The organism is Pseudomonas sp. NFACC14 (assembly GCF_900106885.1).
Lineage (GTDB): Bacteria > Pseudomonadota > Gammaproteobacteria > Pseudomonadales > Pseudomonadaceae > Aquipseudomonas > Aquipseudomonas fluorescens_AA.
On the sequence record NZ_FNOA01000002.1, the window covers coordinates 267,213 to 291,877 of the forward strand.

Annotated in this window: 21 protein-coding genes; 6 read left to right on the forward strand and 15 right to left on the reverse strand. The window is 61.3% G+C overall.

The genetic code is table 11. The features are described 5' to 3' along the window. Positions 1 to 114: 114 nt before the first annotated feature. The 3 genes from BLU85_RS05740 to BLU85_RS05750 form a co-directional block, all read right to left on the reverse strand. Complete coding sequence (locus BLU85_RS05740; RefSeq protein ID WP_092198916.1) at positions 115 to 996, reverse strand: NAD-dependent epimerase/dehydratase family protein; 882 nt, start codon at positions 994 to 996, stop codon at positions 115 to 117. Next, a complete protein-coding gene (locus BLU85_RS05745; RefSeq protein WP_256326598.1) occupies positions 977 to 1,927 on the reverse strand; it encodes a glycosyltransferase family 2 protein in 951 nt (316 codons plus the stop codon). The genes BLU85_RS05740 and BLU85_RS05745 overlap by 20 nt, the downstream gene beginning before the upstream one ends. Before the next feature lie 161 nt (positions 1,928 to 2,088). After that, a complete protein-coding gene (locus BLU85_RS05750; RefSeq protein WP_092198913.1) occupies positions 2,089 to 2,721 on the reverse strand; it encodes a TetR/AcrR family transcriptional regulator in 633 nt (210 codons plus the stop codon). A gap of 163 nt (positions 2,722 to 2,884) precedes the next feature. Here BLU85_RS05750 and BLU85_RS05755 point away from each other — a divergent pair, with 163 nt between their 5' ends. Further along, a complete protein-coding gene (locus BLU85_RS05755; RefSeq protein ID WP_092198910.1) occupies positions 2,885 to 3,325 on the forward strand; it encodes a hotdog fold domain-containing protein in 441 nt (146 codons plus the stop codon). Between the two features lie 83 nt (positions 3,326 to 3,408). Here BLU85_RS05755 and BLU85_RS05760 read toward each other — a convergent pair whose 3' ends face one another. From BLU85_RS05760 to BLU85_RS05770, 3 genes are all read right to left on the reverse strand, one after another. Beyond that, entirely contained in the window at positions 3,409 to 4,545 is a 1,137-nt protein-coding gene (locus BLU85_RS05760) for an FAD-binding oxidoreductase (RefSeq protein ID WP_092199304.1), read from the reverse strand. Positions 4,546 to 4,554: 9 nt separating this feature from the next. Continuing rightward, on the reverse strand, positions 4,555 to 5,811 hold the full coding sequence (locus tag BLU85_RS05765; protein ID WP_092198907.1) for an aromatic ring-hydroxylating oxygenase subunit alpha: 1,257 nt from the start codon (positions 5,809 to 5,811) through the stop codon (positions 4,555 to 4,557). Positions 5,812 to 5,950: 139 nt separating this feature from the next. After that, complete coding sequence (locus BLU85_RS05770; RefSeq protein ID WP_092198904.1) at positions 5,951 to 6,889, reverse strand: LysR substrate-binding domain-containing protein; 939 nt, start codon at positions 6,887 to 6,889, stop codon at positions 5,951 to 5,953. A gap of 366 nt (positions 6,890 to 7,255) precedes the next feature. Here BLU85_RS05770 and BLU85_RS05775 point away from each other — a divergent pair, with 366 nt between their 5' ends. Both BLU85_RS05775 and BLU85_RS05780 read left to right on the forward strand, forming a co-directional pair. Then, a complete protein-coding gene (locus BLU85_RS05775; RefSeq protein ID WP_092198901.1) occupies positions 7,256 to 7,960 on the forward strand; it encodes a TetR/AcrR family transcriptional regulator in 705 nt (234 codons plus the stop codon). Next, on the forward strand, positions 7,950 to 8,735 hold the full coding sequence (locus tag BLU85_RS05780; RefSeq protein WP_092198899.1) for a pyrroline-5-carboxylate reductase family protein: 786 nt from the start codon (positions 7,950 to 7,952) through the stop codon (positions 8,733 to 8,735). The genes BLU85_RS05775 and BLU85_RS05780 overlap by 11 nt, the downstream gene beginning before the upstream one ends. 98 nt (positions 8,736 to 8,833) lie before the next feature. Here BLU85_RS05780 and BLU85_RS05785 read toward each other — a convergent pair whose 3' ends face one another. Beyond that, entirely contained in the window at positions 8,834 to 9,355 is a 522-nt protein-coding gene (locus BLU85_RS05785) for a DUF4142 domain-containing protein (RefSeq protein WP_092198896.1), read from the reverse strand. Between the two features lie 217 nt (positions 9,356 to 9,572). On the opposite strand from BLU85_RS05785, the gene BLU85_RS05790 reads away from it, so the two are divergent. After that, on the forward strand, positions 9,573 to 9,815 hold the full coding sequence (locus BLU85_RS05790) for an HP1242/YdcH family protein (protein WP_092198893.1): 243 nt from the start codon (positions 9,573 to 9,575) through the stop codon (positions 9,813 to 9,815). A 216-nt stretch (positions 9,816 to 10,031) separates the two neighbouring features. Here the strand turns inward: BLU85_RS05790 and BLU85_RS05795 are convergent, their stop codons facing one another. The 4 genes from BLU85_RS05795 to BLU85_RS05810 all read right to left on the reverse strand — a co-directional run bounded on the left by BLU85_RS05795 (position 10,032) and on the right by BLU85_RS05810 (position 13,971). Continuing rightward, a complete protein-coding gene (locus tag BLU85_RS05795) occupies positions 10,032 to 10,895 on the reverse strand; it encodes a LysR family transcriptional regulator (RefSeq protein WP_092198890.1) in 864 nt (287 codons plus the stop codon). Positions 10,896 to 10,959: 64 nt separating this feature from the next. Beyond that, positions 10,960 to 12,678, reverse strand: a complete 1,719-nt coding sequence (locus BLU85_RS05800; protein ID WP_092198888.1) for a hydrogenase maturation protein — start codon at positions 12,676 to 12,678, stop codon at positions 10,960 to 10,962. Between the two features lie 216 nt (positions 12,679 to 12,894). Then, entirely contained in the window at positions 12,895 to 13,209 is a 315-nt protein-coding gene (locus BLU85_RS05805) for an SCP2 sterol-binding domain-containing protein (protein ID WP_092198885.1), read from the reverse strand. 51 nt (positions 13,210 to 13,260) lie between these two features. Continuing rightward, on the reverse strand, positions 13,261 to 13,971 hold the full coding sequence (locus BLU85_RS05810) for a histidine phosphatase family protein (protein ID WP_092198883.1): 711 nt from the start codon (positions 13,969 to 13,971) through the stop codon (positions 13,261 to 13,263). A 226-nt stretch (positions 13,972 to 14,197) separates the two neighbouring features. Here BLU85_RS05810 and sohB point away from each other — a divergent pair, with 226 nt between their 5' ends. After that, complete coding sequence (gene sohB, locus BLU85_RS05815; RefSeq protein ID WP_092198880.1) at positions 14,198 to 15,229, forward strand: protease SohB; 1,032 nt, start codon at positions 14,198 to 14,200, stop codon at positions 15,227 to 15,229. 244 nt (positions 15,230 to 15,473) lie between these two features. On the opposite strand, the gene BLU85_RS05825 is transcribed toward sohB, so the two are convergent. The 4 genes from BLU85_RS05825 to metH all read right to left on the reverse strand — a co-directional run bounded on the left by BLU85_RS05825 (position 15,474) and on the right by metH (position 22,213). Next, the gene (locus BLU85_RS05825) at positions 15,474 to 15,968 is read right to left on the reverse strand and encodes a DUF934 domain-containing protein (protein WP_058543993.1); all 495 of its coding nucleotides are present in this window, start codon (positions 15,966 to 15,968) and stop codon (positions 15,474 to 15,476) included. Continuing rightward, positions 15,952 to 17,610 (reverse strand): nitrite/sulfite reductase, encoded by a 1,659-nt coding sequence (locus BLU85_RS05830; RefSeq protein WP_092198875.1) that lies wholly within the window; start codon positions 17,608 to 17,610, stop codon positions 15,952 to 15,954. Before BLU85_RS05830 ends, BLU85_RS05825 begins: the two co-directional genes overlap by 17 nt. 547 nt (positions 17,611 to 18,157) lie before the next feature. Beyond that, a complete protein-coding gene (locus BLU85_RS05835) occupies positions 18,158 to 18,376 on the reverse strand; it encodes a DUF2970 domain-containing protein (protein ID WP_024781254.1) in 219 nt (72 codons plus the stop codon). Positions 18,377 to 18,502: 126 nt separating this feature from the next. After that, positions 18,503 to 22,213, reverse strand: coding sequence for a methionine synthase (gene metH / locus BLU85_RS05840; RefSeq protein WP_092198872.1), 3,711 nt, complete (start codon positions 22,211 to 22,213; stop codon positions 18,503 to 18,505). 155 nt (positions 22,214 to 22,368) lie between these two features. On the opposite strand from metH, the gene BLU85_RS05845 reads away from it, so the two are divergent. Continuing rightward, positions 22,369 to 24,660, forward strand: a complete 2,292-nt coding sequence (locus BLU85_RS05845; RefSeq protein ID WP_092198869.1) for a fatty acid cis/trans isomerase — start codon at positions 22,369 to 22,371, stop codon at positions 24,658 to 24,660. The last annotated feature ends 5 nt before the right edge of the window (positions 24,661 to 24,665 follow it).

Genomic DNA, 24,665 nt, shown 5'->3' on the forward strand with positions numbered 1-24,665 from the left:
ATGATCGGCAGCCACAACATGCATGCACGCCGCAGAACCCTGTGGGAGCGAGCTTGCTCGCGATGGCGTCGACACCGACACATCCAGCATCGTCGCAACAATGCCAAAGCTGTTTCAGCGCCCAGGCAAATCTTCACCCCTCAGATGAAACGCCCGGGGAGCAAAACCAAGCCAGTCACTGGCGTGCGAATGGTCGAACACCAGGTCCTGGTTCATCCGACCCACCAGCGCGCTTGAAAGATGTCGGTAACGTGGCAGGCAGCGCAAAATCGAAACGCCCGCGCTGAGTGCCTTGGCGGGGAGAGGCAGCGTTCGCTCCGGGCGTCCCATGGCCTGGAATATGCGCCTGACCATCGTGTGATAAGGCAAGGCTTCTCCCCCCGAGAGGTTGTAGCCGCCACTGGGCAGGCCAGGCGCGCTCACGGCGGACAGGCATGCCTGGATCACGTCATCCCCATGCACTGGCTGACGCAACCCGGTACCGCCACCGATCAGCGGGAAAAATCCGAAGCGCTGAATGAAACGCGCGATTTGCGAAATGTTCTTGTCGCGGCCAAAGCCATAGATCAGGGTCGGCCGCAGGATCACCCACTCGATTTGTCGTTCGATCGCCCACTGCTCGAGTTGTTCTTCCGCACGTCTCAAGCGTTGCGCCACGTCCCGCTCCCGAGCGTCAGGCGATGCGTGCTTGGCGAAGCGGCTCGTGGAGGAGAGCACGACAACGCGTTTGACGTGAGTGCTGGCAAGGCGTTCCAGGTAGTCGGGCAGCACCCAGAGGGGGGCGAATGACAGGAACGTGTCCAGCGCCAATCCGTGCCAGTCGTCCGCCTTTCGCCAGGTCACACCGGGGCAGGGCACCTTGGGCAGGCTTCGAGTGAAGGCGCTTGTCAGGTGGCCGGCTTGTGCCAGCAATGGCAGGGCGCGCTCGCCCAGTAGGCTGGAGCCGCCCAATATTCCTATCCGCAATTGGACGTTCTCATCGTAGGTTCCATGCATTCCTGAACCGGGTGGTGGCGTGGCGAAGGATCACCAGGCCGAATCGAAACCAGACCCCGATCACCACGCTGATCCACAGGACGGTAGGGTACTTGCGGCGAAAGAACTTGCGATAGAAACGCAGGAATCCCAGGTGTTTGTGCCATTCGACGAAATAGGGACGATGACGGCTGCAACCACCGAATACATGCATCACCCGGGCATCTGGTACGAACAGCACGCGCCAGCCGGCCTGATGGAAACGCATGCACCAGTCCAGGTCCTCGCAATGAAGGAAATAGTCTTCGTCCCATAACCCGACACTCTCGATCGCTTCGCGCTTGACCAGCATGCACGCCCCGGAGATGGCCTCAACGACAATGGGGGTACCGGGTAGCGGTTCCTTGTGCAATAAAAAGTCGGACAACAGCGATGGGAAAAGTCCCGAGAGCCGCGAAAGTCCGAAAGCCCGCATGAAGGCGCGCCTGGGCGTGGGGAATACCCTGCGTCCACCGGCTTGTTCACTGCCGTCCGGGTTGCACAGGAACCCTCCGACCATGCCGACGTCCGGCGCGCTGCGCAGTGCCAGCAACAAGCGGCCTATGGCATTGGGGTCAAGCTCGCTGTCCGGGTTCAGGAAAAACAGGTTGGGCGCCGCTGACAGGCGGGCACCTTGGTTGCACGCCACGGCGAAGCCGAGGTTGGCGGCATTGCGTACGATGTGAAGCGAGTCGCCGGCCGCGTGGGTTCGCTCCAGTAGCGTCAGGCTGTCATCGTGGGAGTCGTTATCCACCACGATCACTCGGGAAGCGCCGGCGGCAAACGCCGACCCTACACACGCCAGCAAAAGCTCGCCAGCGTTGTAATTGACGATGATCACATCACACTCGCCACGCAGAGATGATGTGGCCCATTCATCCATAGCGAGCAGTTCCACTGCTTCCAACTTCATCACTCCTTGTACAAACCTGGATACGTATGGGATCGCAACTACTCAGGTCTGTCTTCAAGATAGCAGGTTCGCTTCGACCAGTTCCGGCCATCAGCCATGACGACCGTGCGTAACAGGGGCGGCGAACCTGTGCAGAGAATCCGTTCGGATGGATCAGGCGCTCACGACGAGGCACTGGGGTGAATGCCAACGGCGCGCCAGGCGGCCTCGGCCAATTGCTGCCGGTAGTCTTCAGGGCTGCGTTTGACGCGGGCCGAGAGCCAGGCGCGGCAGTAGCTCTCCGCCGAACCGATGATCAGTGACGGGATCAGCTCGAAAGGCAGGTCTTGCAGATCCTGCTGGTGGGCCGGGTCGCTGAACCATTTCTTGAGCTCGGCGTTCCTGGCCAGATTTGCCTCGGCGAGCCGTTCGTTGAAGCCGCTGCGCGCGACCGCAAAGCGCGCCTGGTACTGGAACCGCGCCCAATCGGGTTGGCTGACCACCCAGTCGACGTAGCTGAACACCAGGGCATGCACCCACTCCTGGGTCGAGGTGACAGCGCCAAGGTAGCTGTCCCGCAGCCGTGCCTGATCGTCCAAGGCGGTCATGTACAACGCCGCGACCAAGCCTTCCTTGTTTTCGAAATGGTGATAAATGGCCCCCACGCTCATCTGGCTTTCGGTACGGATGATATCGATGGTGGTCGCTTCTATGCCCTGTTGGTTGAAGAGCGCCAGGGCACATCGAAGGATGTGCCGCTTGGACTCGGCACGACGCCCTGGGTAGCAGCGCTCGAGGAGATCGACAGGTTCCATTTTTCGGCCCAGGCAAAAAGTGGCCATGGTAATTGAAACGCAGGCTCGGCACGAGCGATTGACAGGGCGGTCATTTACAGAATATTGTTCTGTAACAGAGCGATATTCTGTAAAAGAGTGATGTTCTGTTCATGTCTCCAGCCCACCTGACCAGAGATACCCCATGAGCCAGACTCTCAGCATGTACCAAAGCGTTGGTCCGTCCGCTTTCAGCAATATGGCCTGCCAGATGGCACCCTACTTCAGCACCATCAACCCGGAAATTTCGCTGTTGGCACCCGGCCGCAGTGAGGTGAAGGTGCCGTTCCGCAAGGAAATCACCAATCACCTGGCGTCCGTTCACGCGATCGCGTTGTGCAACGCGGCAGAACTGGCGGGCGGCATGATGACCGAGGTGTCCATCCCTGGCGGAGCTCGTTGGATTCCCAAAGGCATGACCGTCGAATACCTGGCCAAGGCCAAGACGTCCATCCACGCTATTGCCGACGGCAGCGACATCGATTGGCAGACCTCGGGGGACAAGATTGTCCCGGTCGAGATCTTCGATGAGGGCGGCGTGAAAGTCTTCACGGCGCGCATCACCATGAATGTAAAAGTCGGCTAGGTCGCCTGGCTCATCAGGCGTCGACCGTTTCCGCCAGAGGCGCCATCAGGCACTGGCGGAAATGGCTGATGCTCGAGGCAAGGCTAAAGATCAAGGACCAGATCGGAAGTGGGTTTGCTGCAGCACAGCAAGCGCAGGCCTTTGTCGATTTCCCGCTGCCTGATACCGCCGTTGTGATGCATGTCCACCGTGCCTTGGAGCAGGGCCGTCTTGCAGGTGCCACAAATACCCTGGCTGCAGGAGGAGGGCACGATCGCGCCGGCTTTCCTGGCGGCAGCCAGCACGGTCTGATTGGCCGGCATGCTGAACGTCTTGCCCGATCGCGACAGGGTCACGGTGAAGAGGTCCTGTTGATAGAGCGAAGCGGCCTGCTCGATCGACGGTTCTTCATTCAGTGCGGCGATGTCGAAGCTTTCCTGGTGGTAGTGGGCGAAATCGAACGCCGCTTCCCTGAGCAGCGACTTGACCGCTTCCATGTAACCCTGGGGACCGCAGGTGAAGATCTCCCGTTCCTTGTAGTCCGGCACGTGCTGACTCAACAACGACAAGTCGAGCCGGCCTATCGGTTGCTGCCATTGAGTGGTGTCGCCGAGACCTTCGCAGACACTGATGACCCGCAACCCCGGCATGGCGGCCTGCATGCGCGTCAGTTCCCCGTGGAAGATGATGTCGGCGGGCGTGCGGGCGCTGTGCACGAACACGATGTCGAGGTTGCCGGCCATGTCGCAGGCGGCCCGGGTCATCGACATCAGCGGCGTTACGCCGGAACCGGCGGAGAGGTACAACCACTTGGTCGCCGGATGGCCGACCGGTGTGAAGCTGCCCGCCGGGCCGCAGGCCTTCAGGCTGTCGCCGGGCTTGAGGTGGTCATGCAGCCAGTTCGACACCGCGCCCCCGGGTACGCGCTTGACGGTAATGGAAAACGCAAACGGCCGGGTCGGGGCGGACGACAGGGTGTAGCAGCGGGCAATGGTCTGCCCGCCAATGACCGGAGAGATCGTGATGAATTGACCGGGCTCGAAGCTCAGGGCGCTGAAGTCCGCACAGCGAAAAATGAAGGTTTTGACGTCATGGGTTTCCTGGCGCACAGCGCAGCACTGCAGGGTTTTCTGTTCACCGCTGTGCCATTGCGCGCCGAACGTGCCCCAGGTGGTCGGGTCGGTAAAACGCTGGACCACGCTGGCATGTCCAGGGCGCGTCGGGTTTTCGTAAGTCGTCATGATCATTGCTCACACGCCATGGGCGGCCAGACGCGCCGCGTACCAGCGAGAGAACTGGTCGACATAGGTTTCGGTGAAGGCCGAGAACGGCCCGGGCGTGTAGGCAGGATCCTGGGTGCCGCTGTGGGTGATGCCGACGAGGCTGGCGTCCTGCAGGTTGGTCGCGACCCAGACTTCAGTCAGCTTATCCACTTGGTAATCGACGCCTTCGACGGCATCGGCATGGACCAGCCATTTGGTGCGCACCAGGGTCTTATCGGGCGCCAGCGGGATGATGTAGGAGACCACGGCATGGTCGCTCATGATGTGGGTCCACGAGTTGTGCGTCCAAAGATGCACGTCGCCCAAGTCGCGGCGCGTGAGCTCGCCAAACAGCCGGGTGCACGCCACGCGGGTGTCCAGGGTCTGGGATTCGCCGTTGCCGGCAATGGCCAGGCGCTGCGAGCGGAATGGGGTCACGGCGTCTTCGCCCAGGTGTTCGATGGCATCGCAGATATAACCTTCGCGCTCCCAGTTGGCCTTGGTCTCGGCATTGCGGCGGTGATACTCCGCCAGCGCCTGGAGTGAATCCTCCCCTAGCCCGTCGGTGCAGAAACCGAAATCTTCGGGCAGGAAAGAGGCGGTCAATTCCGGGTGGGTGGCGGCGCAGTGATAACACTCGCGATTGTTCTCGATCACCAGTTTCCAATTGCCGTTCTCGATGATTTCCGATTCATGGGCGATCTTGGAATGGGCGAGGTCATATTGGGCGAAACGCGGTGTCATGACCTGGTCAAGGTACGGGATGTCTTCGGGCGGTTCGTCGCCCAGGCAGACGAAGACATGGGTGCCGACCACCCGAGTGTGCACCGGAATCAGGCTTTTACAGGTCGGGTCGAAGTCCTGGCCCATGTGTGCCGCATGTTTCAGGCTACCGTCCAGGTCGTAGGTCCACTGGTGATAGGGGCAGACCAGCATGCCCACCGTTGACTTGCCGGCCTGTTTCAAGCGCGCCCCGCGGTGCCGGCAAACGTTGCGAAAGGCCTGCACATGCTCATCATCGTCGCGCATCAGGAGGATGGAGGATTTGCCGATGTCGAGGGTGGAGACATCCCCGGGTTCGGGGACGTCGCTGGTGACCCCCACCAGAATCCAATGCCGGGTGAAGAAGATATCGACATCGGTTTCAAAAATATCCTGGCGACCGAACAAACCGCCCGGCATACCATGGCCCGGCGTGCGGTCGGTCAGAAGTTCACGGTGGGTCTTCACGGTATTAATTGTCATGATGGGTCTCGCTCAAACGCAAAGTTGATCAGGCGGCGAGTACAGTTTGGAAAGGTGGGGTAAGACCGTCAACGCGCTTTATTTTCACGCTTGCATAACTTTGCGTTATGCGTAAAAGTGGTCTTTAACTTCTATTTAATCAATGGTTTAGATGGCTGTCATCGCGCAGCCAGTCGATCAGGGCCTGGGTGATGGGCTCAGGTTTCCGACCGCTCGGAATAACCAGGTAATAAGCGTCTTTTGGCTTGACCACGTAGGGCGTAATTCTGATCAGTTCACCACTGTTGAGCCGGTGCGCGATCAGCCGACTCCACCCCAGTGCAATGCCGTGGCCTTGAATAGCCGCCTCGATCGCATCGTTGTAGGAGCTGCAGCGAAAGGAATAGTTGAGCTTGGGGCGCATATCGCCCAGTTCCCGGCACCAACGGTTCCAGGTCATCCAGCCTTCCAGGGTGGAGTCCGAATCAATCAGCGCCGTGTCCAGGAAATCGGTAACGGATGAAGGGGCTGCGTTGGCGGCGAGCCAGGCCGGCGCGCAAACGGGAAAGACTTCTTCATCGAACAGGAAAACCGAACTGCCATCCTCCCATTTGCCATTGCCGAAACGGATGGCCAGGTCGACGTCATCCCGGTATGAACCGGGCGAGACCTGTTGCGTCAGCAAGCGCAACTTCAACTTCGGTTGCAGGGTGCGCAGTGCAATCAGCCGGGGGAGTATTCTCAAGTGAGAAAACGCTTCCGTGCAGGCGATGGTGACCTCCTGCTCACCAATGCCCTCGGCAATTTTGTCGAAGACACTGGCCATGCGATGAATGGACTCCGCGACGACCAGATGCAGGACATAGCCTTCGTGCGTCAGCTTGATCGACCGATGAAGGCGGTGGAACAGCTTGGTCTGCAGGGTATCTTCCAACAACCGGATCTGCTTGCTGACGGCGGCCTGCGTCACGCCCAGCTCTTGGGCGGCCAGGGTGAAACTGGCCAGCCGCGCCACGGCTTCGAATTCCAGCAACGCCGTCATCGACGGTATCAACCGCCGATAGCCCTTGACCTTTTTATCGATATCGCTGGGTTGCATAGGTGTGTTCCAACGCTGTGCCTGATGACTCACGCCATAGAAGATCAGATGAAGGGGTGACGAAGGCAGTCGTTCCGGCATTCTTTGGCCGGATGGCGAAGTTCTTTCAGCGGCGTTCAGCAAAAATCATAATGGCGGCTCGTTGTTGTTTTAGAGTCCTTGCCTTTTGGAGATACAACCCGGCGCGCCTCACGGACAGGTTGTTTCATGCCTGGCCCCGGCTTGTTTGATGGAAACGGTGGTTGGATCTCCATGATGCTGGACTTTAAGTTCTCGAGACGGCCGGGTCAATAAAATGTACTCATGTGTACATTAAGGGATCGTCAGGGTACATTTCTATCTCGTATTTGAAGAAGGAGGCGCACGATGCCGCAGGTAGGGAAGGCCCGTAGCAAGGCCCAGGACGCAGGTTGGCGCGGCTCGCCGGAGGGGTGGCTGGAAGCGGCCTACGAGGCCCTGAAAGAGTCGGGCATCGATGCGGTCCGAGTCATGCCACTGGCCAAGCGCCTGGGGTTGTCGCGCACCAGCTTCTACTGGTTTTTCGAGGACCGTGAGCAACTGCTGGCTGCATTGCTGTCGCGTTGGCGGGAGACCAACACGGGGGGGCTGATCCGGCAAAGTGAAAGCTATGCCGAAAGCATTTCCGAAGCGATCCTGAATGTGTTCGAGTGCTGGCTCAACCCGCAATTGTTCGATTCGCAATTCGAGTTCGCCGTGCGCAGCTGGGCGCTTCAGTCCGCTGAGGTGGCCCAAGAGGTGGCTGTGGTGGACGAGCAGCGCATGAACGCCCTGGCGAACATGTTCAAGCGTTTTGGTTATGACAGCCAGGGAGCTGATACCCGGGCCCGAACGATTTATCTGACTCAGATCGGCTATATCACCATGAATACGAGTGAGCTGATTACCGTGCGCTTCCAGCGCATCCCGCATTACGTGAGCATCTTCACCGGCAAAGTCCCCAAGCAGCGTGAGCTGGATCGTTTCTATGGGAAGTTCGGTTATGCCGAAAAAGAGCCCGGGGTCTTTGTGCCCCTGACCGACACGTTCGAAGGTCACGGCGATGATCAATGAGACCGTTGGCATCATTGGCGGCACCGGCTGGTTGGGCGGCGCGATTGCCAAGGCAGTCCTGGCGAGGGGGCTGGTGCCGACGGGCAACCTGATCATTTCCAATCGCTCGGGCAACCACCCGCTGGCTCAACAAGGTGCTTGCCTGGTCACGGACAACCAGGACCTGGTGGATCGCAGCGACGTGGTGATCATCGCCGTTCGCCCCGAGCATTTCGCCAGCCTGGGCATCAATGCGACGGGTAAGACGGTAATCTCCCTGATGGCCGGGATCACCGCGCAGGCGATTGCAGCGCAGACTTCCGCTTCAGCGCTCGTGCGGGCGATGCCCAACGCGGCGGTGGAAATCGGGCAGTCCTTTACGCCTTGGTATGGGTTGGGCGCGATAGCGCCGCCGCTGAAAAGCCTCGTGCAACAGCTGTTCGAATGCGTGGGCACTGCGGTTGAGGTCGAAAAAGAAGATTACATTGACTACCTCTCCGCGCTCTCGGGCACTGGCCCGGCCTTTCCGGCCTTGTTGATGACGGCGCTGGCCCGCCAGGCGATGCTGGCCGGCATACCTGGCGACATCGCTCAGTTGGCCGCGAAAAGTGTCGTGGTCAACAGCAGCCAGTTGCTGGCGAGCCGTGATGCCCGGCAGACGATCGACGCCTTGGTGGCCTACCGAGGTGTCACGGCCGCCGCCTTGCAGGTGATGAGCGGGGGGGATTTCGAAGAACAGGTGGGAAGGGCGTTGCAGGCGGGTGCTGCGGTTGCGCGCAAGGGGCTTGAGGCCTGATAGAAGTCCGGGGTTCGAAAACGGCGCCTTCCAGTCTTGGGAGAAGCGCCGTTTTTCCTTGAGCGAGCCCTATGGCGGCTCAAGTAGCGGGTTTAGCGTTACTTGCTTGGGTGGGCCGCCTGAAGTTTCTTGGCTTCATCCAAGTGGTGTTGCAGGTCCGGCAGCATCTTCTGGGCGAACGCCTTGAGTTCGGTGTTGCCAGCTTTCTTGTCGTCGGTAACGGTCTCGGCTTCTTTCTTGAACAGGGCGATGGTTTCTTCGTGGGCCTTGACCTGGTTGTTGGCGAAGGCCGCATCAAAGGACTCATCGCGCACCTCGAGAATCTTCGCCTTGGCTTTCTTCATCAACGTGGTGTCGTCGGGCACTTCGATGTCATGTTTTTTCGCCAGCGCCTTCAGCTCTTCGTTGGCCTTGGTGTGGTCGGTGATCATCTTGTTGGCGAACGCCTTGATGTCCGCCGATTGGCTTTTTTCCAAGGCCAGTTTGCTGGTTTCGATTTCCGCGATGCCACCGGCCGCCGCTTCGTCGACGAAGTCGTTGGAAGTCGCGGCCCAGGCCATGCCCATGCTGGTGCTCAGGGCGACTGCCAGGCCGAGTTGGCGCAGGGTGAATTTGTCCATGAGTAAGTCTCCATACAGGTTGAACGAGCGATTCTTGTCGTCTCTGATCAATGGAGGGTTGTGCCCAGGCAAAGGTTTGATCGCCAAGCGATCCGGGACGACGAACGGTCACCGCTGGTCGGATTGGCGGTCGACAGAACCCCGTTCAAGAGGCCATCCTGATCATCGACGGGCGCTGCAAGGGCGTCTGCCACCGATCCATCAAAGGAGGTGTTCCATGCCGGTGTCCCACGATTTGTGCCAGGATCTCAATTACACAAAAGATCAAATCCAGCAAAAACGCAGCGAGAATCCAAGGCTCGACTCGTTACTTCAAAAATACGCCCAACTTGATGCCGAGGTGGTCGATGCCGAGAAGCCGTCCTCCGCCGCGCTGCCCGATGAAGTCTTGGAGACGCTCAAGAAAAAGCGATTGCTGATCAAGGACGAAATCGTGGATCACCTGCAGAGCGAGTCATAGAACCCGATCCTTCAAGGGCTTTTGTGTCCAGAGAGTGCTCCCGCCGGGTTGCGACTGTAGGAGCTGCCGAGTGCAACGAGGCTGCGATCTTTCCACTGGCGATTGAGTCGCAAAAGAAAGGTCAAAAGATCGCCGGCTTCGCCAGCGCCTGAAAAGCGGGAGCTATCCCTGGCCATGTCAGGTCCTCACCCCGGGCACGTCTCGCCTGAGCAGCTGTCAGGTCAATGGATCCCAGCGCTGCGACCAGTCGCTGCCGGTCTTGACGATCTCTCGCAGCACGTCGAATGCCTGCTGCAACGCCGCTGAGTCCCGATCGCGGGAGTAGACCAGGTAGGTCGGGTAATTGAACTCCGGTGCCTTGGGCACCCGTTCCAGGATTCCACTGTCCAGGTAGCTCTGCACCACCCGCGTGCGGAAGTAACCGCTGCCGCCGTTTTCCAGGATGTATTGCAGGGCCAGGGGGCCGAGGTTGAAGGTCACGGCGGCCTTGGCCTTGTCTGGCAGCGCGGTGTCGTGTTGGCGCCGGAAGTCCGCGCTCCAGTCGATATACACGTAGGGTTCGGGGCGGTCGGCCAGGCGCACCAGGATGAGTTTTTCTTCCAGCAGTTGTTCTACCTGCAGGCGCGGCCAGTATTCGGGCTGATAGACCAGCGCCGCATCCAGCAGGCCCAGTTCCAACTGTTGCAGCAGCTTCTCGCCGTCGCGGATGTCCATGCGCAGGGCGTGACCGGGGATCTTCTGGCGCAGTGCTCCGGCCCAGGCGAGCATCAAGGGGTTGCACAGGCTGACCTCGCCTCCCAGGTGCAGGACGTTGCGATAGCCGTCGGGCAGCGGCAGGTCCCGGCGGGCCGCTTCCCAGGTTTGCACCAACTGGTTGGCGTAGACCACAAAGGCCTCGCCGTCGGCGGTCAAGCGCGCGCCGGCACGGTTGCGCACGAACAACGCGCAGCCGAGCTGGCTTTCGAGCTTCTGGACCCGGGCGGTGATCGCCGTCTGGGTCACGTGCAGCTTGTCGGCCGCCGCGGCGAGGCTGCCGTGGCGGACGATTTCCAGGAAAGTGCGGGCGAGGTCGATGTCCATGTTCAGGCCGATGCGGGGGAGGCGGGCATTGTAAGAGCTGCCAAGCCTCCCCCGATACCGGGAATTACTGGACGGCTTCGGCCTGTCTTGTCCGCGCCCAAGGTGCAACCAGGCGTTCGGGCGTACCGCAGGCCTTGTGCTTGAACACAAAACGACGGCACTTGTCGGCGAAGCCGTGGCGATCCTCCACCATGTCGCGGCGCATCTGTGCGAGTTCGTCATCGCGACACGCCTGGATCGCCGACAGGCTCCGTTCGGCCTTGCGCACCCGGATGCTTTCATAGGTTGGATCGAGCAGCGCGCGATTGGCTCGCTGCAGCAGCCACAGGCCGAACTCGTCGGGGCAGCGGGGGCCGATCTCCTGGACCATGCCGTAGCGCAACGCCTGCAAGGCGCTGATGGGCAGGCAGTCCTGGGTGAGTTTCCAAGCCATGTCCGGACCGACCGCGCGGGGCAGGCTGTAGGTCCAGTATTCAGAGCCGTACAGGCCCATGGTCGCGTAGTGCGGGTTGAGCACGATTTCACGGCGTGCCAGCACGATATCGGCGGCCAGGGCCAGCATCACACCGCCGGCTCCGGCGTTCCCCGTCAGGCCGCTGACCACCAGTTGCCGGGCACTGAACAACTCCAGGCAGACGTCGTCGATGGCTTGTATGTTGGCCCAGGCTTCCAGGCCCGGCTCGGCGGCGGCCTGGATCACGTTCAGGTGCACGCCGTTGGAAAAGCTGCCGCGCCCACCACGGATCAACAGCACCTGAGTGTCCCGGGACTTGGCCCAGCGCAATGCCGCCACCAGGCGCTGGCATTGCTCAGTGCTCATCGCCCCGTTATAGAACTCGAACGTCAGCTCCCCGACATGGCCGCATTCGCGGTAACGAATGGGTTGATAGGGCTCGTCGCTGAACGGCTGCCGGGCCAGGGAGCTGTCGAGCACCGGGATGCCTTCGAGACGGTTCGACAGTACATGGCGCGCCGGGCGCTTGAAGGTCTGTTCGTCCGGCTGCGGTTTACGGCGCAGTGCGCCGATCCACAGGCTGGCATCCCCCGTCGCCACCAGCACCGCATCGTCACGCACGGCCAACAGCTCGCCGGGCCGGCCGTGGCGAAGGTCCGGATGAGCGTCGTACAGGTAAAACTGTTCGCCGGCCAGGCTTGCGAGCACACCGGGCTGACCGTCCGCGGCGTCGATGCAACGCTTGATGAAACCGCTGCTGTCATGCCAGCTGAAGCTGCGATCGTCCTGGGTCATGTTCGGTTGCAGGCGTCCGATCACATCATGGCGGGCATAGTCCAGTGGCACCGGGACGAAACCGCCCCGGTATTTTTCCACGACCTCGCGGATGCAACGAATGGCCGCGTCGCTGACCGGGCCGTTATACAGCTCCGATTTGCGCAGGCCTTTGGGCAGGTCGAATTCGCACGTGGCCCACACCGGTCCGGCATCCATTTCCTCCACCGCCTGCAATGCGGTGACACCCCAGCGTTCGGCTTGCCGGGTGATTGCCCAGTCCAGGGCACTGGCACCGCGATCGCCGACAATCCCCGGATGGATGATCACCACCGGGCGCCGTGGGTTGCGCCACAACTGCTCGGGTACGCGGTCCTTGAGAAACGGACAGATCACCAGGTCAGCGCCGCTTTCTTCGATTTGCCGGCAGACCGAGGCCGCATGGGTGAACAGCACCACGCTGGGACGATAACCGGCCTCGCGCAGGTCCAGCCAGGCGCGTTGGGTCAGGCCGTTGAATGCGCTGGACAGCAGAACGATCTTCAGTGGGGGCATAAGTCTCTCTTCCTTGAGATGCGCAGGCACAGACTCCCGATGAGCCGTCCCTGGCCTTGATGGAAGCGCTACGTTAGCGGTTGGAGGACGAGCGGGAACTGACAGGGGTCAAGATTGTGTGCGGTGGGAAATCAAGGAGGGGCAAAAACACGAATCCCGCCATGGGGGCGGGATTCGTTGGCAATCAAAAGGCTCGCGAGAGGTGCGAACTCAATCTCAGGCTGGGAACAGCTCGGACAGTTTCATGGCCAGCATCATGTCGCCTTCGGCGCGCAGCTTGCCGCCCATGAACGCTTGCATGCCGTCGGTGCTGCCGTCGACGATGCCTTGCAGGGTTTCGCCGTCCATCACCAGGGTCACCTGGGCGTCCGGGTTTTCACCTTCCTGCAGTTCGCAGGTGCTGTCCTTGACGATCAGCGAGAAATGCTTGGAGTCATCGATGCGGAAACCGAATACCAGGTCCAGGCCGGCAGCGGCGGCTGGGTTGAACTTGGCTTTCATGGCTTGTACGGCGTCGGCTACGGTGGTCATGGTTTCGATCCTTATTTGGGTGGTACAGCAAGGGTCTACAGTAATCCGGACTCAGCGAAAGGTGATGAGGTCCGGGGCCTTCAACAGCTGCAGGTGGGCATGGCTGTTGAAGGAAGCCAGGGCCACCTCGCGGCCCCTGAATTTCAGGTGGTTGAGCGAGGTGTTGACGATTTGCCAGTTCAGTTCGAAGGCCTGTCGGGCCGGAATCCGGGTGATCAGGTGGAGCAGGGCGGTGATGGTGCCGCCGGAGGTGAACACGGCGATCTTGTGGGTGTTGTCGGCTTGCTCCAGGATGCGCTGCAGGCCCGCCTGGACCCGCTCGACGAAACCCAGCCAGCTTTCGAGACCGGGCGGGTCATACTGGCCGCTCAGCCAGCGCTCGACGATCAGCACGAAGATACGCTGGAATTCGGCGCGGTTCTGCGCGGCGTTGCGCAGGATATGCAACGCCTCGGGTTCCTGGGGGAGCATGTCCGGCAACAGGGCGCGAATGACCGCGTCGGCATCGAACTCGTTGAACGCCGCGTCGATTTCCAATTCGGGGACCGGCATGCCGGCGGCGGACATCTGGCCCAGCGCACCGACGGCGGTATCCTGTTGGCGCCGCAGGTCACCCGAGAGGCAGCGGTCGAATACGACACCGAGCTGGGCGAGGTGGTCGCCGAGCACTTGCGCCTGGCGTACGCCATTGGGCGAGAGGACATCGTAGTCGTCCGCACCAAAGGAGGCCTGGCCATGTCGAATCAGATAGATACTGCCCACGTCCGCGTCATCCCGGTACGTTGAAGGTTTGGCGAGGTTATGGGGATGGCGGTGAGCTGTCAATGAAAAAACATACGCTTGTTTGAAATGCCCGTTGCAGCCTTGCCCTGCCTGGCTCGCGTCAAGGTAACCATAGGTTTCTTGGCTGGTCGCGGCGCAGGCGCATGGGTATGCTGGGACTGTCACGCGCCTGCGTTCAGTGGCGCATCGCATTTAAGGAGTTGCTGTGGAGTTTTTCATCGAGTACGCCGGTTTCCTGGCCAAGACCGTGACGCTGGTGATCGCCATCCTGGTGGTGCTGGCCAGTTTTGCTGCGCTGCGCAGCAAGGGGCGGCGCAAGTCGGCCGGCCAGTTGCAGGTGAGCAAACTCAACGACTTCTACAAGGGGTTGCGCGAGCGCCTGGAACAGACGTTGCTGGACAAGGATCAGCTCAAGGCCTTGCGCAAGGCCGAAGGCAAGGCAGAAAAGGCCGGGAAGAAAAACAAGGACAAGCCGGCGGCCAAGCCCCGGGTGTTCGTGCTGGACTTCGACGGTGACATCAAGGCCTCGGCCACCGAGAGCCTGCGTCATGAAATCACCGCGCTGCTGACCCTGGCGACGCCGAAGGATGAAGTGGTGCTGCGCCTGGAAAGTGGCGGCGGCATGGTCCACAGCTATGGGCTGGCCTCGTCGCAACTGGCGCGGATCCGTCAGGCCGGCGTGCCGCTGACCGTCTGCATCGACAAGGTGGCGGCCAGCGGCGGCTACATGATGGCGTGCATCGGCGAGAAGATCATCAGCGCTCCCTTCGCGATCCTCGGCTCCATCGGCGTCGTCGCGCAATTGCCCAACGTGAACCGGCTGCTGAAGAAACATGACATCGATTTCGAAGTGTTGACGGCCGGCGAATACAAACGCACGTTGACGGTGTTTGGCGAAAATACCGAGAAGGGCCGGGAGAAATTCCAGGAAGACCTGGACATCACCCATGAACTGTTCAAGAACTTCGTGTCCAACTATCGCCCGCAACTGGCCATCGATGAAGTGGCGACGGGTGAGGTCTGGCTGGGTGTCGCGGCGCTGGGCAAGCAACTGGTGGACGAGTTGAAAACCAGCGACGAGTACCTGGCCGAACGGGCCAAGGGTGCCGAGCTGTACCACCTGCACTACGCCGAACGCAAAAGCCTGCAGGAACGCATTGGCATGGCGGCCAGTGGTTCGGTGGATCGGGTGCTGCTCAGTTGGTGGAGCCGCCTGACCCAGCAGCGGTTCTGGTAATTGCAGAGATAATGCCTACCCCCTGTGGGAGCGAGCTTGCTCGCGATAGCGACGGCACATCCAGCATGGATGCAAGCTGACCCAGCGCTATCGCGAGCAAGCTCGCTCCCACAGTGGTTCTGAGGCGGGCTGAAGCTTCGGTTCACAGTTATCCCTTTGTGGGAGTGAGGTGGATTCAAGACCCCGAAAACAAAAAAAGCCCTGAACCGGCACACCCGGATCAGGGCTTTTTCATGGGGCCGTTTCAGCGACGGCGGAACAGTGGCAGCGGCTCGTCAGTGGCAGCCTGGTAGGTCACCGAGAAGTCCTTGAGGCTTTCGAGGGCCTCATAGGGGTCTTTGTCGGCGCGCAAGGCAAAGGCGTCGAAACCGCAGCGGCGCATGTAGAACAACTGGTCGCGCAGTACGTCGCCAATCGCCCGCAATTCACCCTTGAAGCCATAACGGTCACGCAGCAGGCGGGCGTTGGAGTAGCTGCGCCCGTCGGTGAAGGCCGGGAAGTTCAGGGCGATGACCTGCAACTGGTTGGCGTCTTCGCCAATTTCTTCCGCTTCCTCGTCGGCGTCCAGCCACACACCCAGGCCGCCGTCGCGAGCCTTGAGGGCGTGGGCATGATCGCGCCACAGGGCCAGTGGCACGATCAGGTCGTCGCAGTTGGAGATGCCATCGAGGGTCGCGTCCTTGGGCAACAGGTGCCAGGTTTCGTCGATGACCTCGTTGTTCTTAATGATTCGCTGCATAGACGCGTTCCTTGAAGAGGTCGATGCCAATACGCTGGTAAGTGTCGATGAAGCGCTCGTCTGGGGTACGTTGTTCAACGTAGACGTCGATCAGCTTCTCGATCACATCGGGCATGTCTTCCTGGGCAAAGGAGGGGCCGAGGATCTTGCCCAGGCTGGCGTCGCGGCTGCCGCTGCCGCCCAGTGACACCTGGTAGAACTCTTCGCCTTTCTTGTCCACGCCCAGGATGCCGATGTGGCCGACGTGGTGGTGACCACAGGCGTTCATGCAGCCGGAAATGTTCAGGTCCAGTTCGCCGATGTCGAACAGGTAGTCCAGGTCATCGAAACGACGCTGGATCGATTCGGCGATAGGAATCGACTTGGCGTTGGCCAGGGAGCAGAAGTCGCCGCCCGGGCAGCAGATGATGTCGGTCAACAGGCCGATGTTCGGGGTGGCGAAACCTTGTTCGCGCAGCTCGCCCCACAGGGTGAACAACTGGCTCTGTTCAACGTCCGCCAGGATGATGTTCTGCTCGTGGGAGGTGCGCAGCTGGCCGAAGCTGTAGCGCTCGGCCAGGTCGGCCACGGCGTCCAGTTGCTTGTCGGTGATGTCGCCCGGTGCGACGCCGGTGGGTTTCAGGGACAGGGTCACCGCGACATAACCCGGCTTCTTGTGGGCCAGGGTGTTGCGGGTGCGCCAGCGGGCGAAGCCCGGGTGTTCCTTGTCGAGGGCTGCCAGCTCGGCGTCCTGATTGCTCAGGGCCTTGTAGTCCGGATCGACGAAATGCTTGGCCACACGGTGGACTTCGGCTTCGGTCAGGGTGGTCTGGCCGCCACGCAGGTGAGCCATCTCGGCTTCGACCTTCTCGGCGAACACTTCAGGTGTCAGGGCCTTGACCAGGATCTTGATCCGCGCCTTGTACTTGTTGTCACGACGACCGTAGCGGTTGTACACCCGCAGGATGGCGTCGAGGTAGCTCAGCAGGTCCTGCCACGGCAGGAACTCGTTGATGAACGCGCCGACCACTGGGGTACGCCCCAGGCCGCCGCCCACGAGCACACGGAAGCCCAGCTCGCCGGCTGCGTTGTAGACCGTCTCCAGGCCGATGTCGTGGACTTCGATGGCCGCACGGTCCGAACTCGAACCGTTGATGGCGATCTTGAACTTGCGCGGCAGGTAGGCGAATTCCGGGTGGAACGTCGTCCACTGGCGAACGATTTCGCACCACGGCCGCGGGTCGATCAACTCGTCGGCCGCGACACCGGCGAACTGGTCGGTGGTAACGTTGCGCAGGCAGTTGCCGCTGGTCTGGATCGCGTGCATCTGCACGGTGGCCAGCTCGGCCAGGATCTCCGGCACATCTTCCAGGGCAGGCCAGTTGTACTGGACGTTCTGCCGGGTACTGATGTGGGCATAGCCCTTGTCGTAGTCACGGGCAATTTGCGCCAGCTTGCGCACCTGGCGCGAAGTCAGCTGGCCATAAGGCACAGCCACGCGCAGCATCGGGGCGAAGCGCTGGATATACAGGCCATTCTGCAAGCGCAGAGGGCGGAATTCTTCTTCGCTCAGCTCGCCTGCCAGATAGCGTCGGGTCTGATCACGGAACTGCTTGACGCGGTCCTCGATGATTCGCTGATCGTACTCGTCATATACGTACATATAAGTCTCGGTCTCAGGCTTGGGCCGATCAGAAACAGCTGCATGTTGGCTCGCTGGAATCGGGTTCTGCCTCGGCAATTCTGCGCGCACGGCCGCGCACTCCTAAAGGAGCCGGTGCAAGATACCTGTTTTGAGTTATGCGCAAAAGTGATGTTTGAGTATATGTAAAGAACCAAATCGACTAATGAGATTGATTATTGCCTAACCCACATTTGTCGTACGGGCAATCATCGTCTTAACTGTGGTCGAGTCCCTATGCAATCACCTACAAAACCGACAAGAGGCGATGCAATGAGCAATCCGACCAAAGCAAGGAAAAGCGACAGTACCGTTGATGCCTGGGCCATTTTGTTCCTGATTATCCTGGTGGTGGGCACCGCAGTGTTCTGGGTCAGTCACCAGTAAACGGTTTATCCCTGGCGATGAAAAACCTGTGGGAGCGAGCTCGCTCGCGATAGCGGTGGTTCAGTCGGATTAGATGTCGACTGGTACACCGCCATCGCGAGCGAGCTCGCTCCCACAGGGGCATGTGTTGTATCGGAGAGCGTTACAACCCCGCCAGATGCACCACCAGCTTGACGATGCCGAACAGCGTCAACGCGAAAATGACCGTGAACGCGATCCCCAGTATCACGAAGTGACTCGGCTTGCCGTGGGTGAAATCCCGGGCGCGGTTCTTGCCACTCTGTACGCCGAAAGCGGCGGCCAGCACGCTGTGCATCATCTGCAACAGGGTCGGCGGCTTGTTGTCGACTGGATCGTCCATAAATCCCTCGTCTGCCATGTGTGTGGGACAAGCATAGACAAAAAAAGATCGCAGGCTTCGCCAGCGCCTGCGGGAACACACAAAACCCCATAGGCGCTGGCGAAGCCTGCGATCTTTTAAGGGCGCCTAGTTGTCGTAACCCAGGTTCGGCGCCAGCCAACGCTCCGTCACACTCAAGTCCTGACCCTTGCGCGCGGTGTAACTCTGCACCTGATCCTTGTCGATCTTGCCCACGGCGAAGTACTGCGCCTGGGGATGGGCGAAGTACCAGCCGCTGACCGCTGCCGCCGGGAACATGGCGTAGTGTTCGGTGAGGAACACGCCACTGCGGCCGGCCTTCAGTTCGCTGGCTTCGGGGTCGAGCAGGCGGAACAAGGTGGCCTTCTCGGTGTGATCCGGGCAGGCCGGGTAGCCGGGGGCAGGGCGGATGCCGGTGTATTGCTCCTTGATCAGCGCCTCGTTGTCCAGGCTCTCGTCCCGGGCATAACCCCAATACTCCTTGCGCACCTGCTGGTGCAGCCATTCGGCGCAGGCTTCGGCCAGGCGGTCGGCCAGGGCCTTGACCATGATCGAGTTGTAGTCGTCGCCGGCCTCCTGATAGGCCTTGGCGACTTCTTCGGCGCCGATGCCGGCGGTGGTGATGAAGCCACCGACGTAGTCGGTCACGCCGCTGTCCTTGGGCGCGACGAAGTCGGCCAGGGAAAAGTTCGGCTTGCCGTCGGTCTTGATGATCTGCTGGCGCAAGTGGTGCAGGCGCGCCAGTGGCTTGCCATCGTCGCCGTAGACTTCCAGATCGTCGTCATGCACCTGGTTGGCCGGCCAGAAGCCGAACACGGCGCGGGCGCTGATGAGTTTCTCGTCGATCAGCTTGCGCAGCATCGCCCGGGCATCGGCGTACAGCGCGGTGGCGGCTTCGCCGACCACTTCATCGGTGAGGATGCGCGGGTATTTGCCGGCCAGGTCCCAGGAGATGAAGAACGGTGTCCAGTCGATGTATTCGGCCAGGACGTTCAGGTCGATGTTATCCAGCACCTTGGCGCCGGTGAAGGTCGGCTTGACCGGCTGGTAGCTGCTCCAGTCGAACTGTGGCTTCTTGGCCACGGCGGCGGGGTAGCTCAGGCGCTCGGTGCGGGCGCTGCGGTTGGCCGTGCGCTCGCGTACCTCGATGTAGTCCTGGCGGGTTTTCTCGACGAACGCCGGCTTGAGCTCCTTGGACAGCAACTGGGTCGCCACGCCCACGGCGCGGGAGGCGTCGGTGACGTAGATCACCGCGTCGTTGCTGTACTTGGGCTCGATCTTCACCGCCGTGTGGGCCTTGGAGGTGGTGGCGCCACCGATCATCAGCGGCAGATGGAAGTCCTGGCGCTGCATCTCCCGCGCCACATGCACCATCTCATCCAGGGACGGGGTGATCAGGCCGGACAGGCCGATGATGTCGCATTTCTGCTCCTTGGCCACCTGCAGGATCTTCTCCGCCGGCACCATCACGCCCAGGTCGACGATGTCATAACCGTTGCAACCGAGCACCACGCCGACAATGTTCTTGCCAATGTCATGGACGTCGCCCTTGACCGTGGCCATCAGGATCTTGCCCTTGGCCTCCGGCTTGTCGCCTTTTTCCGCCTCGATGAACGGAATCAGGTGGGCCACGGCCTGCTTCATCACGCGGGCGGACTTGACCACTTGGGGCAGGAACATTTTGCCGGCACCAAACAGGTCGCCGACGATGTTCATGCCGGCCATCAGCGGGCCTTCAATGACCTCGATCGGACGGGCGAACGACAGTCGCGACTCTTCGGTGTCTTCGACAATGTGGGTGGTGATGCCCTTGACCAGCGCATGCTCCAGGCGCTTGTTCACTTCCCAGCCGCGCCATTCCTCGGTTTCCGCTTCCTTGACGCTGCCGTCGCCCTTGTACTTGTCGGCGATGGCGAGCAGGGCGTCGGTGCCTTCGGGGGTGCGGTTGAGGATCACGTCTTCCACGGCGTCACGCAGTTCCGCCGGGATCTGGTCGTAGATCTCCAGTTGGCCGGCGTTGACGATGCCCATGGTCAGGCCCGCGCGGATCGCATACAGCAGGAACACCGAGTGGATCGCCTCGCGCACCGGGTTGTTGCCACGGAACGAGAACGACACGTTGGACACGCCGCCGGAGGTCAGCGCGTACGGCAGTTCGTCGCGGATGTAGGCACAGGCGTTGATGAAGTCCACGGCATAGTTGTTGTGCTCTTCGATACCGGTGGCGACGGCGAAGATGTTCGGGTCGAAGATGATGTCTTCCGGCGGGAAGCCGACTTCATTGACCAGGATGTCGTAGGAGCGCTTGCAGATTTCCTTCTTGCGCGCCTCGGTGTCGGCCTGGCCGGCTTCGTCGAAGGCCATCACCACCACGGCGGCGCCGTAGCGCTTGCACAGCTTGGCGTGGTGGATGAACTGCTCGACGCCTTCCTTCATGCTGATGGAGTTGACGATGCCCTTGCCCTGGATGCACTTGAGGCCGGCTTCGATCACTTCCCACTTGGAGGAGTCGATCATGATCGGCACGCGGGAAATGTCCGGTTCGCCGGCAATCAGGTTGAGGAAGGTCACCATGGCCTTCTTCGAATCGAGCATGCCCTCGTCCATGTTGATGTCGATCACCTGGGCGCCGGCCTCGACCTGCTGCAGGGCCACTTCCAGCGCTTCGGTGTAGTTGTCCTCGCGGATCAACCGGGCGAACTTGGCGGAGCCGGTGATGTTGGTCCGCTCGCCGACGTTGACGAACAAGGAGCTGCGATCGATGGTGAACGGTTCCAGGCCCGACAGGCGGCAAGCCCGCGGGATCTCTGGAATCTGCCGCGGCGCGTAGCCGGCCACGGCCTTGGCGATGGCTTCGATGTGCGCCGGAGTGGTGCCGCAGCAACCGCCGACAATGTTCAGGAAGCCGCTCTGGGCAAACTCTTCGATGACCTTGGCCGTCTCGGCCGGCAGTTCGTCGTATTCGCCGAACTCGTTGGGCAGGCCGGCGTTGGGGTGGGCCGATACGTGGGTGCTGGCCTTGTTCGACAGCTCTTCCAGGTACGGGCGCAGTTCGCTGGCGCCGAGGGCGCAGTTCAGGCCCACGGAGATCGGCTTGGCGTGGGCCACCGAGTTCCAGAAAGCTTCGGTGGTCTGGCCGGAGAGGGTGCGGCCGGAGGCGTCGGTGATGGTGCCGGAGATCATGATCGGCAGTTCGACGCCCAGTTCTTCGTAGACCCCTTGTACGGCGAAGATCGCCGCCTTGGCGTTCAATGTGTCGAAGATGGTCTCGATCAGGATCAGGTCGGCGCCGCCTTCGATCAGGCCCTTGGTGGCTTCGGTGTAGTTCTCCACCAGTTCGTCGAAGGTCACGTTGCGGTAGCCGGGGTTGTTCACGTCCGGCGACAGCGAGCAGGTGCGGCTGGTCGGGCCGAGCACGCCGGCGACGAAGCGCGGCTTGTCCGGGGTCTCCAGGGTCTTGGCGTCGGCCACCTGGCGGGCCAGGCGCGCGCCTTCCAGGTTCAGCTCGTAGGCCAGGCCCTGCATGCCGTAGTCGGCCTGGGACACCTGGGTGGCGTTGAAGGTGTTGGTTTCCAGGATATCGGCGCCGGCATCCAGGTAGGCTTTTTCGATGGCTCCGATCACGTCGGGACGGCTGAGCACCAGCAAATCGTTGTTGCCCTTGACGTCGCTCGGCCAGTCGGCAAAACGCTTGCCGCGGTAGTCCTGTTCTTCCAGCTTGTAGCTCTGGATCATCGTGCCCATGCCGCCGTCGAGGATCAGGATTCGTTCCTTGAGGGCTTGCTGGAGAAGATAAAGGCGAGCGCTGCGATCGGACATAGGACTACCTGGAAAAAAAGACCATTACGAAGGTCGGGATGATAGCAAACCTGCGCAGGATTTGATCATGAGGGGCTTTTGCATGAATATCGCTCATGTTTGCAAGGCGATGCTGGCCCGGTAGAATCGCCGGATTCTCCTTCAGGACCCGAGACATGCCGTACCGCGTCTTCTTCGGCAGTCTGTTGCTGCTGTTGTCTTTCAATGCAGTGGCCAGGGATCCCGTCCCAGCGCTGTCCTACACCCGCGATATTCAGCCGATCTTCACGGAAAAATGCGTGGCGTGTCATGCCTGCTACGACTCCGCCTGCCAATTGAACCTGGGCAGTGGCGAAGGCGTGGCCCGGGGCGCGAGCAAGCTCTCGGTGTATGACGGCGAGCGACGCCAGGCGGCCGAGCCGACGCGCTTGTTCTACGATGCCTCCGGCCAGCGCGCCTGGCAGCGCAAAGGCTTCTATTCGGTGCTCGACGCCCAAGGCAGCCAGGCGGCGTTGATGGCGCGGATGCTGGAACTGGGGCACCGTACGCCATTGCAGCCCAACGCCAAATTGCCGGAAGACATCGTGCTTGGGCTCAACCGTGACAACACCTGCCCGGTGCCGGGGCAGTTCGACGAATACGCCGCTGCGCATCCCCGCGAAGGCATGCCGCTGGCAGTCACTGGCCTGACCGACCAGCAATACCAGACCCTGCAGCGCTGGCTGGCTGCTGGCGCCCCGATCGACCAGCAGGCCTTGGCCCCGAGCGCCGCGGAAGCCTTGCAAGTGGTGCAGTGGGAAAACCTGCTCAACGCCCCCGGCGCCCGGGAAAGCCTGGTGGGCCGCTGGTTGTTCGAACACTGGTTCCTGGCGCATATCTATTTCAAGGACGGCGAGCCGGGGCATTTCTTCCAATGGGTGCGTTCGCGTACGCCCACCGGCCAGCCCATTGACCTGATCAACACCCGCCGTCCGAACGACGATCCCGGCACCCGCGTCTATTATCGGCTCTGGCCGGTGCAAGGGGTGATCGTGCACAAGACCCACATCACCTACGGCTTGAGCGCGGCGAAGATGGCGCGGATCAAGAGCCTGTTCTACAGCGGCAAGTGGCAGGTCACCGCGTTGCCGGGCTACGGTCCGGAGCGCCGGGCCAACCCGTTTTCCACCTTCGAAGCGATCCCGGCCCAGGCCCGCTACCAATTCATGCTCGATAACGCCGAGTATTTCGTGCGGACGTTCATTCGCGGGCCGGTGTGCCGGGGCCAGATCGCCACGGACGTGATCCGCGACAATTTCTGGGCGCTGTTCCAGGCCCCCGAACACGACCTGTACATCACCGACCCGAACTACCGCGGCCAGGCCACACCGCTGCTGGCGATGCCGGGGCAGAACGACGACGTGGGCAGCGTCCTCGGCCTGTGGCTCGATTACCGTGACAAGCGCAACGAGTACGAGGCCTTGCGCCGCGACAACTATGCCGAGCTGCCGGCTCCGAGCTGGTCGACGCTGTGGGCCGGCAACGACAACGCGCTGTTGAGCATTTTCCGGCATTTCGACAGCGCGTCGGTCACCAAGGGGCTGATCGGGGAGGTGCCGCAGACGATGTGGCTGTTCGACTTCCCCTTGCTGGAGCGTACCTATTACCAGTTGGCGGTGAATTTCGACGTGTTCGGCAACGTCTCCCACCAGGCCCAGACCCGGCTGTATTTCGATTTGATCCGCAACGGTGCGGAGCAGAACTTCCTGCGCCTGATGCCGGCCGACTCCCGGGAAGGTTACCTCGACGACTGGTACCAGGCCGGTGGCAAATTCAAGATGTGGCTCGATTATGAGGCCATCGACAATGACAAGCCGACCGCCCTCAAGCTTGACGAACGCGACCCCAAGGGTGATTTCGCCCGGCAACTGCTGGCCCGTTATGGCGAGCTGAACGCGCACCCCGATCCGATCAACCGCTGCGACGGTGCCTACTGCTCACGCCCGAACATCGACCCGACGCTGCAAAACGCCGAGCAGGCCCTCAGTCGGCTGGTGTCGCGCCCAGCGGCGGGGCTCAAGGTGATCGACCAACTGCCGGAAGCGACCCTGTTGCGCATCGAAACCGCCAGCGGCCACCGTGAGGTCTACAGCCTGCTGCGCAACCGGGCCCACAGCAACGTGGCGTTCCTGCTGGGCGAGGAGACGCGCTACCAGCCGGGGCTGGACACGCTGACGGTCTACCCGGGCGTGCTCAGCAGCTATCCGAACTTCATGTTCAACATTCCGGCCGGGCAAGTGCCGGCATTCGTCGAGGCCATGGAACGTGCCCAGGATGAGCCGGCGTTCGAGCGGATTGTCGAGCGCTGGGGGATTCGCCGCAGTCACCCGCAGTTCTGGTATTACTTCCATGACCTGAGCCAGTACATCCAGGAAACGGAGCCGGTGGAAAGCGGTGTGCTGGACATGAATCGCTACCAGAACCTCTGATCGGC

Excerpts from the sequence above, each read along its gene's own strand:
- BLU85_RS05780 (WP_092198899.1), top strand. The coding sequence starts at position 7,950 with ATGATCAATGAGACCGTTGGCATCATTGGCGGCACCGGCTGGTTGGGC.
- BLU85_RS05750 (WP_092198913.1), bottom strand. The coding sequence starts at position 2,721 with ATGGAACCTGTCGATCTCCTCGAGCGCTGCTACCCAGGGCGTCGTGCC.
- BLU85_RS05845 (WP_092198869.1), top strand. The coding sequence starts at position 22,369 with ATGCCGTACCGCGTCTTCTTCGGCAGTCTGTTGCTGCTGTTGTCTTTC.
- BLU85_RS05805 (WP_092198885.1), bottom strand. The coding sequence starts at position 13,209 with ATGACCACCGTAGCCGACGCCGTACAAGCCATGAAAGCCAAGTTCAAC.
- BLU85_RS05835 (WP_024781254.1), bottom strand. The coding sequence starts at position 18,376 with ATGGACGATCCAGTCGACAACAAGCCGCCGACCCTGTTGCAGATGATG.
- BLU85_RS05760 (WP_092199304.1), bottom strand. The coding sequence starts at position 4,545 with ATGACGACTTACGAAAACCCGACGCGCCCTGGACATGCCAGCGTGGTC.
- BLU85_RS05740 (WP_092198916.1), bottom strand. The coding sequence starts at position 996 with ATGCATGGAACCTACGATGAGAACGTCCAATTGCGGATAGGAATATTG.
- BLU85_RS05775 (WP_092198901.1), top strand. The coding sequence starts at position 7,256 with ATGCCGCAGGTAGGGAAGGCCCGTAGCAAGGCCCAGGACGCAGGTTGG.
- BLU85_RS05745 (WP_256326598.1), bottom strand. The coding sequence starts at position 1,927 with ATGAAGTTGGAAGCAGTGGAACTGCTCGCTATGGATGAATGGGCCACA.
- BLU85_RS05785 (WP_092198896.1), bottom strand. The coding sequence starts at position 9,355 with ATGGACAAATTCACCCTGCGCCAACTCGGCCTGGCAGTCGCCCTGAGC.
- BLU85_RS05770 (WP_092198904.1), bottom strand. The coding sequence starts at position 6,889 with ATGCAACCCAGCGATATCGATAAAAAGGTCAAGGGCTATCGGCGGTTG.
- BLU85_RS05800 (WP_092198888.1), bottom strand. The coding sequence starts at position 12,678 with ATGCCCCCACTGAAGATCGTTCTGCTGTCCAGCGCATTCAACGGCCTG.
- BLU85_RS05755 (WP_092198910.1), top strand. The coding sequence starts at position 2,885 with ATGAGCCAGACTCTCAGCATGTACCAAAGCGTTGGTCCGTCCGCTTTC.
- BLU85_RS05825 (WP_058543993.1), bottom strand. The coding sequence starts at position 15,968 with ATGCAGCGAATCATTAAGAACAACGAGGTCATCGACGAAACCTGGCAC.
- BLU85_RS05795 (WP_092198890.1), bottom strand. The coding sequence starts at position 10,895 with ATGGACATCGACCTCGCCCGCACTTTCCTGGAAATCGTCCGCCACGGC.
- metH (WP_092198872.1), bottom strand. The coding sequence starts at position 22,213 with ATGTCCGATCGCAGCGCTCGCCTTTATCTTCTCCAGCAAGCCCTCAAG.
- BLU85_RS05790 (WP_092198893.1), top strand. The coding sequence starts at position 9,573 with ATGCCGGTGTCCCACGATTTGTGCCAGGATCTCAATTACACAAAAGAT.
- BLU85_RS05765 (WP_092198907.1), bottom strand. The coding sequence starts at position 5,811 with ATGACAATTAATACCGTGAAGACCCACCGTGAACTTCTGACCGACCGC.
- BLU85_RS05830 (WP_092198875.1), bottom strand. The coding sequence starts at position 17,610 with ATGTACGTATATGACGAGTACGATCAGCGAATCATCGAGGACCGCGTC.